We start from the raw sequence: 19,311 nt of genomic DNA on the forward strand, positions 1-19,311 counted from the left end.
CACCGCAGTGGCGCGGGACGTCCCTGCGCCGGGGAATGCAGCAACCACCACCGTCGATGCGCCCCTACCGGGCCTTCGGCCGCTTTCGAGGATGAGCGCATGGCAGCAACCGGCACGCACAGCAGGGCACGCATGGCTTCGGCCAGCATCGCGCGCGCGATGGCCCTGTTGGCGTTGCTGCTGCCGCCGCCCCTGCTGGCACAGAGCTACCCCAATCCGCTGACCAATACCGCCACCGTCACCGCGCCGGCCGACGTCGGCGACCCGGCGCTGGGCAACAACACCGCCAGCGACGCCAACGCGCTGGCCGTGCAGGCACAGCTGAGCGTGACCAAGGCGCTGCTCAGCGCCAGCCCGGTGGCGGCCGGTGGCGCGGTGCAGTACCGCATCCAGGTCAGCAATGCCGGCCCATCGGCGGCGGCCGGGGTGGGCGTGGTCGACAGCGTGTCGTCGCTGCTCACCGCTGTCACCTGGACCTGCCAGGGCACCACGGCGGCATCGTCGTGCGCGCAGCCCAGCGGCAGCGGCAATGCGATCAACGTACAGGTCAATGTCGCCGTGGGCGACAGCGTGGTGCTGCTGGTCAATGCCACCGCGCCGACGTCCACGCCGGCCACGGTTCCGGCCAACAGCGTGTCGCTGGTGCTGCCGCCGGGCACCACCGATCCCACCCCGGGGGACAACACCGCCACTACACCGGCCGTGCCGGTGCAGCCCAATGCGCTGGTCGCCAACAACGATGCGTTCGCCACGGCCATTTCGTCGGCCACCGGCGGCACCACGCCCACCGTGCTCGCCAACGACACGCTCAACGGCGCGCCGGTCAACGGTGCGGCGCTGATCATCTCGCTGCAGAACGCACCGGCCGGCTTCACCATCAACAGCGCCGGCGTGATCGCCGTGCCTGCTGGTGCGGCGGCGGGCGCCACCACGCTCACCTACCAGATCTGCGAGAACACCTCGCCGACCAACTGCGCGAGCGCGACCGCGAGCCTGGTGATTGGCCCCACGGCCGTGAACGACAGCTTCAACGCCGTCGGTGGCGCCGCGTCGCTCAGCGGCAGCGTCGCCGGCAACGACAATGCGCCGGCCGGCGCGGTCTTCAGCGCCATCGGTACACCGCCGGCCGGGTTGACCGTCACCACCGCCGGCCTCTTCACGTATGCACCTGCCGGCGGGATCAGCGCGGGAACCACGTTCCAGTACCAGGTGTGCCTGCCGGCGCCGAATGGCACCGTGTGCGCCATCGGCACGGCCACGATCGTGGTCAATGCCAATGCGCTGGTCGCGGTCGACGACAGTTTCGCCACGCCCCTTCCTGCCGGCGCTGGCGGCCTGACCCCGACGGTGTTGACCAACGACACCTTCAACGGCGGTGCGGTGCCGCAGGCGCAGGTGACGCTGTCGCTGGTCGGCGCACCGACCGGCTTCGCGATCAATGGCAATGGCACGATCCAGGTGCCGGCCACGGCCGCCGCCGGGCCGCTGTCGCTGACCTACCGCTTCTGCGAAAACGCGCTGCCCGGCAACTGCGCCACCGCCACGGCCTCCCTGATCGTCAGCCCGGATGCGGTCAACGACAGCGTGTCCACGCCGGGCGGCGGGCAGCCGGTGGCCGGCAGCCTGGCCACCAACGACAACATCGCCAGCGGGTCCACCTACACGCTGGCCACCGCGCCGACCCGCGGCGCCGTGGTGGTCAACGCCGATGGCACCTTCAGCTACACGCCCACCGGCGGCAACACCGGGCCGGACAGCTTCACCTACCGGGTGTGTCTGCCTACGCCGAACGTCGGGGTCTGTGATACCGCCACCGTCAGCGTGAATGTGCTGGCCAACCAGCTGCTGGCCGCGAACGATCTGTTCGTCACGCCGGTCCAGCCGGGTACCGCCACGTCTGCAAGCCTGCTGGCCAATGACACCTTCAACGGTGCCGCCGTCGTGCCGGGCACGGTCACCCTGACCCTCACCGGTGCGCCGGCCGGCTATGCCGTCAATGCGGGCGGGCAGGTGCTGGTACCGGCCGGCGCCGCCGCCGGTGCGGTGGCCTTCGGTTACCAGCTGTGCGAACAGGCCGCGCCGGCCAACTGCGCCACCGCGACCGTGCAGCTGGTGGTCGCGCCCGATGCCGTCAACGACACCTTCGTGGCGACGGCGGGCGTGCCGTTTGCGGCGACCGTGTCCGGCAATGACAACGCGCCGGCCGGCGCGCAGTTCAGCCTGCTCGGCGTGGCCGCACACGGCAGCGTGACGGTCAATGCCGATGGCAGTTTCACGTACCTGGCCCAGTCCACGTACACCGGTCCGGACAGCTTCAGCTACCAGCTCTGCCTGCCTGCGCCCAATGGCGGGGTATGCGATACCGCGACGGTGACGATCAATGTGGCTGCCGGCGTGATCGCGGCCAACGACGACGATTTCAGCGCCACGCCGCTGACAGGTGCCGGCGGTCTCACCGCCAGCGTGCTGGGCAACGACACCTTCAATGGCGCCGCAATCGCGCCCGCGCAGGCCGCACTGTCGCTGATCAACGCGCCGCCGGCCGGCTACACGCTGGAACCCAACGGCCAGCTGCAGGTGCCGGCGGGTGCACCGGCCGGCCCGGTGACGCTGACCTACCAGCTGTGCCAGGCCGGCACGGGCAACTGCGATACCGCCACCATCGCGGTGGTGATCGCGCCCGATGCGGTGGCTGATGCCTTCACCACGCGGGTCGGGCGGCCGGTGAGCGGCAACGTGGCGGTGAACGACAACGTGGCTGCGGGCACGACCTTCACCGTGGCCGGCGCCACCCCGGCCGGCCTGGTGTTCACTGCGGACGGCAGCTTCACGTACACGCCGCCGGCGCAGTTCACCGGCACCGTCACCTTCGACTACCGGGCGTGCCTGGCCGCGCCGCTGGCGACGGTCTGTGATACCGCCACGGTCACGCTCAACGTCAACGCCGGCACCCTGGTCGCCAACGACGACGACTTCCGCGCGGCCGTGCTCAATCCCGCCGTGGGCGGCACCACCACCAGCGTGCTGGCCAACGACACCATCAACGGGGCGGTTCCGCCTGCGCCCGCCGACGTGATCCTGAGCCTGGTCGGCGCGCCCGCCGGCTACGTGCTCAACAGCAACGGCACCGTTTCGGTCCCCGGCGGCGCCGCGGCCGGCGCCGTCGCGTTCTCCTACCAGATGTGCGAAGCGGCACTGCCGACCAACTGCGCGACCGCGGGCGTCCAGCTGCTGCTGGCGCCGGTGGCGGTCAACGACAACTTCAGCACCCCCGTGGGTGTGCCGTTGACCGCCAGCGTGGCGGGCAACGACAACGTGCCGGCGAACGCCACCTTCAGCATCAGCGGCACGGTGCCGGCCGGCCTGGCGTTCACCGCCAGCGGTGGCTTCGTGTACACCCCGCCGGTGGGGACGCAGGGCGCGATCACGTTCGCCTACCAGGCCTGCCTGCCCGCGCCCAACGCCGCGGTGTGCGCCGGTGCCACGGCCACCATCAACGTCAACGCCGGCACGCTGGTGGCCAACGACGACGATTTCAGCGCCGCGCCGATCAATCCGGGTACGGGCGGCACCACGCTGTCGGTGCTGGGCAACGATTCGCTCAACGGCACCGTGCCGCCGGCGTCCAGCGACGTGGTGGTGAGCCTGATGGGCGCACCGTCGGGCGTCAGCCTGGCGACCGACGGCACGCTCACGGTTGCCGGTGGCGCACGTGCCGGCGCGACGACGCTCACCTACCAGGTCTGCGAGGCCGCGCTGCAGAGCAACTGCGATTCGGCGCAGATCCGCGTGGTGGTGACACCGTCGGCCGCGGACGATGCGTTCTCCACGCCCGCCGGGCAGCTGCTGGCCGGCAATGTGGGCAGCAACGACAACGCCCCGACCGGTGCGGTGTTCAGCCTGACCGCCGCAGCGCCGGCCGGCCTGCAGTTCGGCCCGGACGGAAGTGTGCTGTATACCCCGCCGACCGGCTTCACCGGGCCGGTGACCTTCAGCTACCAGGTGTGCCTGCCGGCGCCCGACAGTGCGCAGTGCAGTCCCGCCACGGCGACCATCTTCGTCAACGCCGGCACGCTGGTGGCGGTGGACGACGACTTCAGCGGCACCCCGCTGGCCCCGGGCAGCAGCGCGCCGGCCAGTGTGCTGGCCAACGATGCCCTCAATGGTGTCACCCCGCCGGCTGCCGGCAGCGTCACCCTGAGTCTGGTCGGTGCGCCGGCCGGCTATGCACTCGATGCCAACGGCGTGCTCCAGGTTCCGGCCAGCGCGGCGGGCGGCGCCACGGTGCTGACCTACCAGGTCTGCGAAGCCGCTGTGCCGGCCAACTGCGCGAGCGCGACGATCCGCGTGGTGGTCACCCCGTCGGCAGGCAACGATGCCTTCTCGACGCCGGCCGGGCAGGTGCTCAACGACACCGTGGCCGGCAACGACAACGTGCCGCCGGGCGCACTGTTCAGCGTGACCGGCCCAACGCCGGGCGGGCTGACGTTCAGCAGCAACGGCAGCTTCACCTACACCCCGCCGGTGGGCACCACCGGGCCGGTCGCCTTCACCTACCAGGTGTGCCTGCCGGCGCCGAATGGCGCACTGTGCGCGAGCGCCACGGCAACCATCACGGTCAACGCCGGCACGCTGGCGGCGGTCAACGACGATTTCAGCAGCACCCCGATCAATCCGGTCAGCGGCGGCAGCACCACCTCGGTGCTGGCCAACGATTCGCTCAATGGCGTCACCCCGCCGGTGTCGGCCGCGGTCGTGCTGTCGCTGGTCGGCGCGCCGGCCGGGCTGAGCATCACCGGCGAAGGCGCGGTGATCGTTGCCGCCGGTACCCCCGCCGGTGCCAGAACCCTGACCTACCAGGTCTGCGAAGCAGCCGCGCCGGCCAACTGCGCCACCGCCAGCGCACGCGTGGTGGTGGCGCCGTCGGCGGTGGATGATGCGTTCTCCACGCCGGTCGGGCAGGGCATCACCGGCTCGGTGGCGGGCAATGACAACGTGCCGGCAGGCGCAGTGTTCAGCGTGGTCGGTCCGGCGCCGACCGGGCTGGTGTTCGGCGGCAACGGGGCAGTGACGTATACCCCGCCGGTCGGCTTCACCGGCACCGAGTCGTTCACCTACCAGGTCTGCCTGCCCGCACCGGATGCGGGCGTGTGCGCCACCGCCACGGTCACGCTCAACGTCAACAGCGGCACGCTGGTGGCCGTCGATGACAGTGTCACCCCGCCGGTCGCACCGGGCGGATCGACGCCAAGCGTGCTCGCCAACGACACGCTCAACGGCGCCACGCCGTTGCCGGCCGACGTGGTGCTGTCGCTGGTCGGCGCACCGGCCGGCTTCAGCATCGCCGCCGATGGCACGGTTGCCGTGGCGGCCGGCACCCTGGCCGGCGCCACCACGCTGACCTACCAGGTCTGCGAAGCACTCGCCGTGAGCAACTGCGATACCGCCACCGTCGCGCTGGTGGTCGCCCCGGCGCCGGCCAATGATGCGTTCTCGGTACAGGCGGGGCAGACGCTCACCGCCAGTGTGGCGGGCAACGACAGCATGCCGGCCGGCTCGACGTGGGCGCTGCAGGGCGCGCCGCCGGCCGGCCTTGCCTTCTCGGCGGACGGCAGCTTGACCTATGCGCCGCCGGCCGGCACCGCCAGCCCCGTCAGTTTCGTCTACCAGACCTGCCTGCCTGCGCCGAATGCGGCGGTGTGCGGCACCGCCACCGTTGTGCTGAACATCAACAACGGCACGCTGGTGGCCGCCGACGACAGCGTTGGCCCGATCGCACCGGGGGCCGTCACGCCCAGCGTGCTCGGCAACGACGCGCTCAACGGCGTGACGCCGCCGGCGCCGGCGAGCGTGTCGCTGTCGCTGGTCGGTGCGCCGGCCGGCTTCACCCTCAATTCCGACGGCACCGTATCGGTGGCCGCCAACGCGGCTGCCGGTGCCACCGTGCTGACCTACCAGCTGTGCGAAGCCGCCGCCGCCAACAACTGCGACACCGCCACCATCGCGCTGGTGGTGCGTCCCACCGCCGTGGACGATGCTTTCGTCGTGCAGGCCGGACAGGCCAACGCCGGCAATGTCGCGGGCAACGACGGCCTGCCGGCCGGCTCGACCTGGAACGTGGCGGTGCCGCCGCAGGGGCTGGCCTTCAACAGCAATGGCAGCTTCACCTACACGCCGCCGGCCGGCACGGTCGGGGCGGTCACCTTCACCTACCAGGCCTGCCTGCCCGCGCCCGATACGGCGGTGTGCAGCACGGCCACGGTGACGCTCACGCTCGCGGTGAACGCGGTGGTCGCCAACGACGACACCTTCGCTGCGCCGCTGACCGGTGGCGCGGTGACGCCGAGCGTGCTGGCCAATGACGCGCTCAACGGCGTCACTCCGCCGGCGCCGGCCACCGTGCAGCTGCTGCTGGTGGGCGCGCAGCCCGGGTTCGTCATCAACAACGACGGCACCGTGCAGGTGCCGGCCACCGCCATTGCCGGTGCCACCACGCTCACCTACCAGCTGTGCGAAGCCGCGTCGCCGACCAACTGCGCCACCGCCGTGATCCGCCTGGTGATCACCCCGGCACCGCAGAGCGATGCCTTTGCCGTGCAGGCCGGCGGCACCCTCACCAACGCCGATGCCGGTGGCAACGACCGCATGCCGGCCGGCTCGACCTGGGCGGTGCAGGGCACGCCGCCGCCGGGGCTGACCTTCAACGCGGATGGCACGTTCACCTACACGCCGCCGGTGGGCACCACCGGTGCGGTCACCTTCACCTACCAGACCTGCCTGCCCGCACCGAATGCCGGCGTGTGCGGCACTGCAACCGTGACCGTGAACGTCAACCTCGGCACGCTGGTCGCCGCCGATGACAGCTTTGTCGGCATTGCCCCGGGCAGCGCCACGCCGAGCGTGCTGGCCAACGATGCACTCAATGGGGCAACCCCGCCCGCGGCCGCCAGCGTGCAGCTGAGCCTGGTCGGTGCGCCGGCTGGCTACAGCATCGCCGCCGATGGCACGGTCACCGTGCCGTCCGGTGCCACCGCCGGCACGACCACGCTGACGTACCAGATCTGCGAAGCGGCGGCGCCCACCAACTGCGATACCGCCACGATTGCGCTGGTGATCCGCCCGGTGGCGCAGAACGATGCCTATGCGGTGCAGAGCGGCGGCACCATCAGCAATGGCAATGTGGCCGCCAACGACAACGCGCCCGCCGGCGCGACCTGGACCGTACAGGGCGCCACGCCGGCCGGCCTGGTCTTCAACGCCAACGGCACCTTTACCTACACCCCGCCGCTCGGCACGATCGGCCCGGTCACGTTCACCTACCAGCTGTGCCTGCCGGCCCCGAACGCGGCGCTGTGCAGCACCGCCACGGTCACGCTCAACATCAGCGTGGGCAATCTGGTCGCCAGCGACGACACCTTCATCGGCGTTGCACCGGGCAGCACCGCGCCCGGCAGCGTGCTCAACAACGACAGTCTCAACGGCGTCAGCCCGCCGGCAAGCGCCAGCGTGGTGCTGAGCCTGGTGGGCGCACCGGCCGGGTTCGGTCTCAATGCCGCCGGTGAAGTGAGCGTGGCGCTCGGAACGACCGCCGGCACCACCGTGCTGACCTACCAGCTCTGCGATGCCATCACGCCGATCAACTGCGACACCGCCAGCATCACCGTGGTGGTGTCGCCGGCGCCGCAGAACGACAGCTTCGCGGTGCAGGCCGGGCAGACGCTCGGCGGCAGCGTGGGCGGCAACGACAACCTGCCCGCCGGGTCGACCTGGGCGCTGCAGGGCACCGCGCCCGCCGGGCTGACCTTCAACGCCAATGGCACCTTCACCTACACCCCGCCGATCGGTGCCACCGGGCCGGTGAGCGTCACCTACCAGGCCTGCCTGCCGGCGCCGTACGCCGCGCTGTGCGGCACTGCGACCGCGACGATCGCCATCAACACCGGCACCCTGACGGCCGGCGACGACACCTTCAGCGGCGTCGCGCCCGGCGGCAGCTCGTCCACCAGTGTGCTGGCCAACGACAGCCTCAACGGCGTCACGCCGCCGGCGGCCGCCGATGTGGTGCTGAGCCTGGTCGGCGCACCGTCCGGCTTCACCATCACCCCGGCCGGCACCATCGCCGTCGCGGTGGGCACCACGGCCGGGTCGACCCCGCTGACCTACCGGATCTGCGAAGCCGCCGCGCCGACGAACTGCGACACCGCCACCGTCACCGTGATCGTGTCGCCGGCACCGCAGAACGACGCGTTCTCGCTGCAGGCCGGGCAGACGCTGAGCAACAGCGTGGCAGCCAACGACGGCCTGCCGCCCGGCGCGGCGTATGCCGTGCAGGGCACGCCGCCGGCCGGCCTGTCCTTCAACGCCGATGGCACCTTCACCTACACCGCGCCGGTCGGCACGGCGAGCCCGGTGACCTTCACCTACCAGGCCTGTCTGCCGGCACCGAACGCGGGCCTGTGCGGCACCGCCATCGTGACGCTCAACATCAACAACGGCACCCTCGCTGCCGGCGACGACACGCTGACCGGCGTTGCCCCGGGCAGCACCTCCGCCGCCAGCGTGCTGGCCAACGATGCGCTCAATGGCGCCACGCCACCGGCGGCCGCGGATGTGGTGCTGAGCCTGGTTGGCGCACCGGGCGGTTTCGCGATCAATGCCGATGGCACGATCAACGTCGCCGCCGGGGTGATCGCCGGGCCGACCACGATCACCTACCAGATCTGCGAAGTGGCCGCGCCGACCAACTGCGATACCGCCACTGTCACGGTGGTGGTCAGCCCGGCACCGCAGAACGATGCGTTCGCGGTGCGGGTGGGGCAGACCCTCACCGGCAGCGTGGCCGGCAATGACGGCATGCCGGCCGGCGCGAGCTGGACGGTGCAGGGCACCGCGCCCACCGGCCTGGTCTTCAACGCCGACGGAACGTTCACCTATACGCCGCCGATCGGCACCCTGAGCCCGGTGGGCTTCACCTACCAGGTGTGCCTGCCTGCGCCGTACACCGCGCTGTGCGGCACCGCCACCGTCACCCTCAACGTCAACAATGGTCAACTGGTGGCGGCCGACGACACGCTCGCCAGCGTGGCACCGGGCGGCACGTCGTCGACCAGCGTGCTGGCCAACGATGCGCTCAACGGCGTCACCCCGCCCGCCGCCGCGGACGTGGTGCTCAGCCTGGTCGGTGCGCCGACCGGCTATGCGATCAATGCCGATGGCACGCTCGTGGTGCCCACCGGGGCGGTGTCCGGCCCGACCACGCTCACCTACCAGATCTGCGAAGCCGCCGCGCCGACCAACTGCGACACCGCCAGCGTGGCCGTGGTGATCGCGCCGGCACCGCAGGCGGATGCCTTCTCTGTTCCGGTGGGGCAGACCCTGAGCACCAGTGTCGCCGGCAACGACAACATGCCGGCCGGCTCGCTGTGGACGCTGCAGGGCGCAGCGCCCGCAGGCCTGACCCTGGCCAGCAACGGCGGCCTCAGCTACACCCCGCCGGGCGGCACGCCCAGCCCGGTGACCTTCACCTACCAGGTCTGCCTGCCGGCGCCGAACGCCACGGCGTGCGGCACCGCCACGGTCACGATCAACATCAACAACGGCACCGTCGCCGCCGGCGACGACGTGCTCGGCACCGTGGCGCCGGGCAGTGCGGCGGGCACCAGCGTGCTGGTCAACGACCGCCTCAACGGGGTCAGTCCGCCCGCACCGGCGTCGGTCGTGCTCAGTCTGGTTGGCGCGCCGGCCGGCTTCACCCTCGGCGCCGATGGGGTGATCAGCGTGGCCACCGGCGTGATCGCCGGCGCGGCGACGCTGACCTACCAGATCTGCGAAGCCGCTGCGCCCAGCAACTGCGATACCGCCCGCGTGGCGATCGTGGTCGCCCCGGTGCCGCAGAACGACACCCTGAGCGCACGCGTGGGGCAGACGCTCACCGCCAGTGTGGCCAGCAACGACAACATGCCCGCCGGTTCGACCTGGACGGTGCAGGGCGCGGTGCCTGCCGGCCTGGTCCTGGCCGCCGACGGCGCGCTCTCCTACACCCCGCCGGCCGGGACCACCGGGCCGGTGACCTTCACCTACCAGGCCTGCCTGCCGGCGCCGGATGCCGCGACCTGCGGCACCGCCACCGTCACGGTGGCCATTGCCGGCGGCGTGCTCAGCGCCGTGGACGATGCGGTGGGCAGCATCGCCCCGGGCGGCGCCTCCACCGTGAGCGTGCTGGCCAACGACAGCCTCAACGGTGTGTCGCCGCCGGCCGCTGCCGATGTGGTGTTGTCGCTGGTCGGCGCGCCGGCCGGCTACACCATCCACCCCGACGGCACGATCGGTGTTGGCGCCGGCGTGGTATCGGGCCCGATCACGCTGACTTACCAGGTCTGCGAAGCGGCGGTCCCGTCCAACTGCGCCACCGCCAGTGCCACCGTGGTGGTCGCACCGGCGCCGCAGAACGACGCGTTCTCGGTGCAGGTGGGGCAGACGCTCACCGCCAGTGTGGCCAGCAACGACAACATGCCGGCCGGCTCGGTGTGGACGGTGCAGGGCACCCCGCCCACCGGCCTCACGCTGGCCTCGGATGGCACGCTGGGCTACACCCCGCCCACCGGCACGCCCAGCCCGGTGAGCCTCACCTACCAGGTCTGCCTGCCCGCGCCCAACGCCGCCAGCTGCGCCACCGCCACGGCCACGATCAACATCAACAACGGCACGCTGGTGGCCGGCGATGACACGCTGGGCGCGGTCGCCCCCGGCACCACGTCGTCCACCAGTGTGCTGGCCAACGACGCGCTCAACGGTGTCACCCCGCCGGCGCCGGCCAACGTGGTGCTGACCCTGGTCGGTGCGCCCGCCGGCTACACCATCAACCCCGACGGCACGATCGGTGTTGGCGCCGGCGTCGTCTCCGGCCCGACCACGATCACGTACCAGATCTGCGAAGCGGCGGCGCCGACCAACTGCGATACCGCCAGCCTCACCGTGGTCGTCACGCCCGCACCGCAGGCCGATGCCTTCGCGGTACAGGCCGGCCAGACGCTGAGCGGCACCGTGGCCGGCAACGACGGCATGCCCGCCGGCTCTGTGTGGACGGTGCAGGGCACGCCGCCGGCGGGTCTGACATTCAACGCCGACGGTACGTTCACCTATGCGCCGCCGCTTGGCACGGTGGGTCCGGTGAGCTTCACCTACCAGGTCTGCCTGCCGGCGCCCAACGCCACGCTGTGCGGCACCGCGACCGTCACCCTCAACGTCAATACCGGCACCCTGGTGGCCGGCGACGACACGCTCAGCGGCGTGGCGCCTGGCGGCACCTCGTCCACCAGCGTGCTGGCCAACGACAGCCTCAACGGTGTCTCGCCACCGGCGGCCGCCGATGTGGTGGTGACGCTGGTGGGCGCGCCCGCCGGCATCACCCTCAACGCCGATGGCACGATCAGCGTCGCCAGCGGCGTGGGGTCCGGCCGCACCACGCTCACCTACCAGATCTGCGAAGCGGCGGCGCCGAGCAACTGCGATACCGCCAGCGTCATCCTGGTGATCAGCCCGGCACCGCAGAACGACGCGTTCCCGGTGCAGGCCGGGCAGACGCTGAGCAACAGCGTGGCCACCAACGACAACCTGCCGGCCGGCACGCTCTACAGCGTGCAGGGCGCCACGCCGCCTGGCCTGGTGTTCGCTGCCGACGGCAGCTTCACCTACACCGCGCCGGCCGGCACCAGCGGCCCGGTCACCTTCACCTACCAGGCCTGCCTGCCTGCGCCGGACAGCGCGCTGTGCGCCAGCGCCAGCGTCACCTTCATCGTTGGCGCCGCAGCCAACATCGTGCTCGCCGTCAATGACGACTTCACCGGCACGCCGGTCGATCCGTCGGTGGGCGGCACCATCGCCCGCTCGGTGCTGGACAACGACAGCTTCAACAACGTGTCCCCGCCGCCGCTGGGCAGCGTGATCGCCACGCTGACCGGCAGTACGCCGGGCTACACGCTGAACAACCAGGGCCAGATCATGGTGGCCGCCGGCGTCCAGCCGGGCCAGGTGCAGCTCGCCTACCAGCTGTGCGAGAACGGCGTGCCGACCAACTGCACCACCGCCATCGCCACGGTGCTGGTGCAGGGGCCGGTCGGCGTGCTGCTCGCGGTGGACGACAGCGGCGGTCCGGTCGGCCCGGCCGGCCGCACGCGCCTGTTGAACGTGTTCGCCAACGACACCTTCAACACCGCATCGCTGGATCCGGCCCAGGTCACCTTCGCGCCGGTCGCCACCACCGCGCTGACCTTCAGTGCCGATGGCTGGGTGGATGTGGCGGCGGGGCTCGCCCCGGGCAGCTACAGCACGTCCTACACGCTGTGCCTGCGCAACCAGCCCACCGTGTGCGACACCGGCAGCGTGACCGTCACCGTCATCGCCGGCGAGCCGGGTGTGGATGCCGAGGACGACCGCGTGGAGATCCCGCAGGACGGCGTGATCGAGATCGACGTGCTCGGCAACGATCGCGTCAACGGTACCCCGATCAATCCGGACACCGTCACGGTCAGCATCACCGCGCCGCCGCCGTATGGCACGGCCACGGTGCTGCCGCGGGCCCGCATCCGCTTCGCCGCGCAGGCCAACTTCGCCGGCGTGCAGGCCTTCGGTTACCAGGTCTGCGACGTGGCCGATCCGACCGAATGCGCGTCGGCCACGGTCACCGTCACGGTCGATCCGAACGTGCTGACGCTGGTCGACGATGCCGTCATCGCCGACACCGCCGGCCCGCTCGCCATCGACGTGCTGGCCAATGACAGCGCCCGCGCCGCCGCGCTCGATCCGGCCTCGCTGCAGGTGGTGGGCGCGCCCGCGCACGGCACCGCACAGTGCGCCGCCGGTCGTTGCACCTACACCCCGGCTGCGGCCTTCGCCGGCACCGACAGCTTCCGCTACCGGGTCTGCGATGTGTCCATTCCCACCCCGCAGTGTGCCGAGGCGAACGTGGCGGTCACCGTGGCCGGCCAGCAGGCCGTGCTGCGGCTGACCAAGGTCGCGGCCAAGCGCAGCGCGCAGGTCGGCGACCTGGTCCGCTACACCGTCACCATCGACAACGTGGGTGAGGTGGATGCCAACGGCGCCACCCTGCTCGATACGCTGCCGCCGGGCTTCACCTTCGTGCGCGGCGGGTTCGCGGTGCGCGACGCCGACAACGATGCACGCACCAGCGGCGTGCAGCCGCTGCGCATCGACGGCATCGACGTGGCGGCGGGCGAACGTGCCACGGTGGTGTACTACCTGCGCGTCGGTGCCGGTACCGGCACGGGCGTGCACACCAACCGCATCACCGCCATCGACGGGGAGAACCGCACGATCGGCAATGTCGCCTCGGCCGACGTGGACGTCACCAGCGATCCACTGCTGGATGAAAGCCTGATCGTCGGCAGCGTGTTCGACGACCGCAACGGCAATGGCATCCAGGATGCGGGCGAGCGCGGCATTCCCGGCGTGCGCATCGCGGCGGTGGAAGGCCTGCTGATGGAAACCGACGCGTTCGGGCGCTACCACCTGGTCGGCATCCCCGGTGGCCAGGCGCGCGGCCGCAACTTCATCCTCAAGGTCGATCCGTCCACGCTGCCGGCCGGTGCGCGCTTCACCACGCCGAACCCGCTGGTCCGCCGGATCACGCCCGGGTTGCCGGTGCGCTTCGATTTCGGCGTGCGCATGCCCGACGGTGCGCTGCGCGGTGCGGGTCCCGGCGCGGCGGCGGCCCCGCCACGGCCGGTGCGCATCGAACTGGGCGACGCGGTGTTCGCACCCGGCAGCGCCCGCCTGGAGGCCGATCGTGCGCCGCTGCTGGACACGACGGCAGAGGCGCTGGTGGCGCGCGGCGGTGGCCGCGTGCAGCTCACCGCAGCCAGCGGGCAGGACGGCCTGGCACGGCAACGCGCCCAGGCCCTCGCTGCCGCGCTGACACCCCGCCTGCCTGCCGGCGTGGCGGCCGCCACCACGCTGGAGGTTCTGACCGGGGAGGGCGCCGTGCTGCACCACCTGCGACTGGACGATCCCCCCGAAGCCCCAGCCAGTGCCGGTCGCCCGACCGGGGAGGGGCGCTGACCACATGGACATGACCCTGATCCAGAGCCCGATCTCCCGCCGCATCGCGGTGCGCTTCCTCGCCGTGGCGCTGCTGACGCCGCTGCCGGTGCTGGCCCAGCAGGGGCCGCCGGTGCCCCCGGTCGCGCCGATCCGCTGTGACGCCGACGGGTGCCGCAACGGCGACGACCTGCTGCTGCGTATCCGCGATGATGATGCCGCCGCGCCGGCCACACCGGCGACCACGCCCGACGTCGCCGCATCCGGTGGACAGTTCATGGCCGAGCTGCCCAACGGCGGCGTGGTGTGGGCCACCGAAGATCCGACGATGGTGCCGCCCAGCCTGAGCGTGCAGGCCGCCGCCACCGTGCCGTTCGAGAATGGCCGGGTGACCCGCCCGCTGCGCTTCCACAGCTACAACAACTACGCCTCCTTCATCCAGAAGCTGGAAGTGACCCTGTACCGCGGCACCGATACCGATCTGGTCACGCCGCTGGCCCGCATCGCACTGCCGGCCGACTACGTGGGGGACGCCGAGTGGAACGGTGAGCTGCCGGCGCAGATCAAGCTGCGCACCGGCGACGACCTGATCTATGTCGCGCGCGCCTATGGGGCCGGCGGTGCCTTCGATGAAACCCGCGTCCAGCGCATCCAGCTGGTCACCCCGGCCGACTTCGACCGTGGCCTGCAGCTCACCCGCGAGAACGTGCAGAAGACCCTGGGCCAGGCCCTGGATGGTGACAGCGCGCAGGATCTGCAGGTCAGCAACAGCATCTACGGGCAGAGCACCCTGCGCCTGCAGAACATCCCGATCCACGGCTCGCGCGTGCGCCTGTATGGCCGCGGGCTGGAACCCAACAGCCGGGTGCGCATCAACGGCCAGGATTTCCCGGTGGACCTGGAGCAGAAGTTCGCGGCCGAGTTCCTGGAACCGGTCGGCGAGCACCGCTACGACGTCAGCGTGGAATCGCGCGATGCGCCCGCCGCGCAGCGCCAGCTCGACGTGGATGTCACCGGCCGCTACCTGTTCCTGGTGGCCATCGCCGATGTCACCCTGTCGCGCAACACCGCCAGCGGCAACGTGCAGCCGCTGGCCGCCGACGACCGCGACACCGATGGTTTCCTCAGCGAAGGGCGCCTGGCGTTCTATCTGAAGGGCAAGCTGCGCGGCAAGTACCTGGTGACCGCACAGGCCGATACCCAGGACCGTGAACTGAAGCATCTGTTCCGCAACTTCAGCGAGGCCGATGCGCAGGACGTGTTCCGCCGCCTCGATCCGGACCTGTACTACCCGGTGTACGGCGACGACTCCACCACCTACCGCGATGTGGATACCCAGGGCCGGCTGTACCTGCGCATGGACTGGGACCAGAGCCAGGCACTGTGGGGCAACTACGCCACCGGCATCACCGGCACCGAGTACGGCCAGTACGTGCGCTCGCTGTACGGCGGCGCGTTGAACTGGCGTTCGCTGGCCGCTACCCCGCTGGGCGAGGCGCGTTCGCAGCTGAAGCTGTTCGGCTCCGAGGCGCAGTCCGCGCCGGGTCACAGCGAATTCCTCGGCACCGGCGGCAGCCTCTACTACCTGCGCCACACCGATGTGCTGCCCGGCTCGGAACAGGTGGTGCTGGAAGTGCGCGACCGCACCACCGGCCGCACCGAGACCCGCGCCACCCTGCAGGAAGGCGTGGACTACGAGATCGACAATCTGCAGGGCCGCCTGATCCTGACCCGGCCGCTGGCGCAGCTCACCCGCGAGAATGTCCGCAGCATCACCCGCGACATGCCGCTGGATGGCTACGACCAGCTGCTGCTGGTGGACTACGAGTACGTGCCGCTGGGCTTCAGCAGCGACGACGTCACCTACGGCGCACGTGGCCGGCAGTGGATCGGCGACCACGTGGCGATCGGCGGCACCTGGGTGGACGAGAACCGCAGCGGCGAGAACTACTCCCTCAAGGGCGCCGACCTCACCTTGCAGGCCGGTCGCGGCACCTACCTGAAAGTGGAGCAGACCCGCACCGAGGCGACGGCCGCACCGGTGTTCTATTCGGACAACGGTGGCTTGAGCTTCATCCGCCGCAATCCTTACGAGGGCCGGCGCTCGGGCACCGCCACGGCGGTGGAGGCACGCGCCAACCTGCGCGAGCTGGGCTGGACCACCCAGGACTGGAGCCTGGGCGCGTGGTGGCGCGACGTGGACGCCGGCTTCTCGGTGGCGCGGCAGGATACCGGCCAGCCGATCGAGGAATACGGCGCCGAGTTCCTCGGCTACCTGACCGACGATCTCAGCCTGTACGGCCGGCACACCCGCACCGAACAGGGCGATCTGGCGCTGGAGCAGAGCCAGCTGACCGCCGAATGGCGGCTGGGCAACGACGGCCAGCTCACCGGCGAACTGCGCCGCGTGCGCGAAGAGCAGGAACTGCAGGACGTCTCGGCGTTGCTCGCCGCGATCGGCTACCGCCAGCGCTTCGGCTCGTCGTGGGAGCTGTACGGCACCGGCCAGGTGACGCTGGACGACGACGGCGGGGCATACGAGAAGAACGACCTGCTCACGCTCGGCGCGCGCTACCTGTTCGGCGACCGCAGCAGCCTCGGCGCGGAGGTCAGCGGTGGCAGCCGTGGCCACGGTGCGAAGGTGGATGGCGAGTACCGCATGGCGCCCGACCACAGTCTGTACGGCAGCTACAGTTACAGCACCGACCGCACCGGTACCGACCCGCTGTTCGACACCGGTCTGCAGAGTGGCTGGACGCTGGGCCAGCGCTGGCGGCTGAGCAACCAGGTCAACGTCTACAACGAGAGCCAGTACCTGAAGGACCGCCGCCAGGACAACGCCGGGCTGGTGCATACCTTCGGCATGGATTTCTACCCGGCGCAGGGCTGGAACCTGGGCTTCACGGTCATGGACGGCGAGCTGGATTCCACCGTGGGCCGCATCGACCGCCGCGCGTACAGCGTCAGCGGCGGTCGCACGGACGCGGTTGCGCAGTGGAGCAGCAAGCTGGAGTACCGTCGCGACAGTGGCGCCGAGCAGCGCGAACAGTGGGTCACCACCAACCGCCTGCTGTACAAGCTCAACGAGGACTGGCGCTTTGCGCTGCGTGCCAACTACGCCGACACCGATGACCGCATCGATGCGCTGGCCGACGCCAAGCTGGTGGAGGCGAACGTGGGGCTGGCCTGGCGCCCGCACGACAACACGCGCTGGGCCGGTTTCAGCAAGTTCACCTATCTCTACGACGTGGCCTCGCTCGGGCAGGAAGGCGGCAATCTGTACGACCAGCGGTCGCAGGTGCTGTCGCTGGAAGGCATCCGCCAGCTCGGCGTGCGTTGGGAACTGGCGGCGAAACTGGCGTCACGCTGGGGCGATTACCGCACCGGCCGTGGCGAAGGCGCCTGGCTGGACAGCCGCGCCGACTTCGCCGCCCTGCAGCTGCGCTACCGGCTGTGGGCACAGTGGGAAGGGCTGGCCGAGCACCGCTGGCTGAAGGTGCGCGACGGCGGCGTGCGCAAGGGCTGGCTGCTGGGCGTGGACCGCCGCGTGGGCGAGAACTTCAAGGTCGGCGTGGGCTACAACTTCACCGAGTTCAGCGATGACATGACCGAGCTGAAGTACGACCAGAAGGGGTTCTTCCTGAACATGGCGGGGTACTACTAGCTTCGTCATTGTCTGGCCTGCCGAGCATCCGGCTTCGTCATTGTCTGGCCTGCCGAGCAGAGCTCGGCACTACCGGACATCGCGGCTTCGGTTGTCGGCTTCGGCCGTGGATGCGGCGTCGTTGGGTTCGTAGAGCCGGGCTCTGCCCGGCTGGGGCCACCGGCCAACCTTCCCGTCGTCCGGCCAGCGTGGGTGACGCCTTGGGTCGGCTTTTCGCAATGCCGGGCTCTGCCCGGCTGGGCCACCGACCCACTCTGGTCGCTCGCTGGATCTGCCTGGCCGCCGCCGTCGGCGGTTGGCTGAACGATGGACAACATTTTTCGGCTGAATGGGCACGGTTCGTCAGGTCGTTCAGGCAAAAACGACGCCGATCACCCTTATTCATCAATTCAAGATATTGAAATAAAAGGAATATTCGTGATTTCCGGCGCCGCTCGCCACTGTCATCATTTCGCGGTACGTTATCCGGGTTATCGGTGCCATCGTTGCATGAACAGAACGCTGGAACTTCTTTCCCCTTTAGCAGTCCAAGTTTCCGACTGCTAAGATGCCCCTTATGAGCCAGAACATGTCTACTGCCCTTGTGGCAAACAATCTCCCGATTCCCAGTGCGCTCGGTTCGCTGGACGCCTACATCGGTGCCGTGCACCAGATCCCGGTGCTGTCGGTCGATGACGAGCAGGACCTGGCCCGCCGCTTCCGCGACGAGCAGGACCTGGACGCCGCGCGCGAGCTGGTCCATTCCCATCTGCGCTTCGTGGTGCACGTGGCCCGCGGCTACAACGGCTACGGCCTGGCCCTGGGCGACCTGATCCAGGAAGGCAACATCGGCCTGATGAAGGCGGTGAAGCGCTTCGATCCGGACATGGGCGTTCGCCTGGTGTCCTTCGCGGTGCACTGGATCCGTGCGGAAATGCACGAGTTCATTCTGAAGAACTGGCGCATCGTGAAGGTCGCCACGACCAAGGCGCAGCGCAAGCTGTTCTTCAACCTGCGCAAGTCCAAGACGCGCCTGGGCTGGATGAACGCGGCCGAAGTCAGCGCCGTCGCCAAGGACCTGAACGTGTCCGAGCGCGAAGTGCTGGAAATGGAATCGCGTCTGTCCGGTCGCGATATCGGTTTCGACGCGTCCAGCGATGACGACGACGATCATGCACCGCCGTCGCCGGCCGCCTACCTGATGGCCAATGACGAAGACCCGTCGATGGCCTACGAGCGCGCCGACAGCGAAGACAACCAGCTGCAGCTGCTGCGCGAAGGCCTGGCCGAGCTGGATGCGCGTTCGCGCGACATCATCCGCCGTCGCTGGCTGGACGCGGACAGCAAGGTGACGCTGCAGGAGCTGGCCGACGAGTACGGCGTTTCCGCCGAACGTATCCGCCAGGTCGAAGCAAACGCGCTGAAGAAGATGAAAGCGCTGTTTACCGCCTAACGCGGGATGGTTGGCGTTGCATTGAAAAGCCCGGCGAATGCCGGGCTTTTTTGTGCTGGCGCGTTATGTGTTCTGGAGGGCAGGGGCGGGGCAGCCCTGTCCGGGACACGCCGTGAACCCATCCTTGGGGGCTCGTAGGCAACATCCATGTTGCCTACGG

3 protein-coding genes are annotated in these 19,311 nt (G+C 70.3%); all 3 read left to right on the top strand.

What is annotated here, in order from left to right:
* The first annotated feature begins 132 nt into the window (after positions 1-132).
* The 3 genes from ACO6VK_RS05215 to rpoH all read left to right on the top strand — a co-directional run bounded on the left by ACO6VK_RS05215 (position 133) and on the right by rpoH (position 19,151).
* Entirely contained in the window at positions 133-14,076 is a 13,944-nt protein-coding gene (locus ACO6VK_RS05215; protein ID WP_422505874.1) for an Ig-like domain-containing protein, read from the top strand.
* A 4-nt stretch (positions 14,077-14,080) separates the two neighbouring features.
* Positions 14,081-17,719: a hypothetical protein gene (locus ACO6VK_RS05220; RefSeq protein WP_422505875.1), complete on the top strand. Its 3,639-nt coding sequence runs from the start codon at positions 14,081-14,083 to the stop codon at positions 17,717-17,719.
* Positions 17,720-18,275: 556 nt separating this feature from the next.
* Positions 18,276-19,151, top strand: coding sequence for an RNA polymerase sigma factor RpoH (gene rpoH / locus ACO6VK_RS05225; RefSeq protein ID WP_017354635.1), 876 nt, complete (start codon positions 18,276-18,278; stop codon positions 19,149-19,151).
* The last annotated feature ends 160 nt before the right edge of the window (positions 19,152-19,311 follow it).

Origin of the sequence: Stenotrophomonas sp. GZD-301, from assembly GCF_049310345.1 — a bacterium.
Classification (GTDB): Bacteria; Pseudomonadota; Gammaproteobacteria; order Xanthomonadales; family Xanthomonadaceae; genus Stenotrophomonas.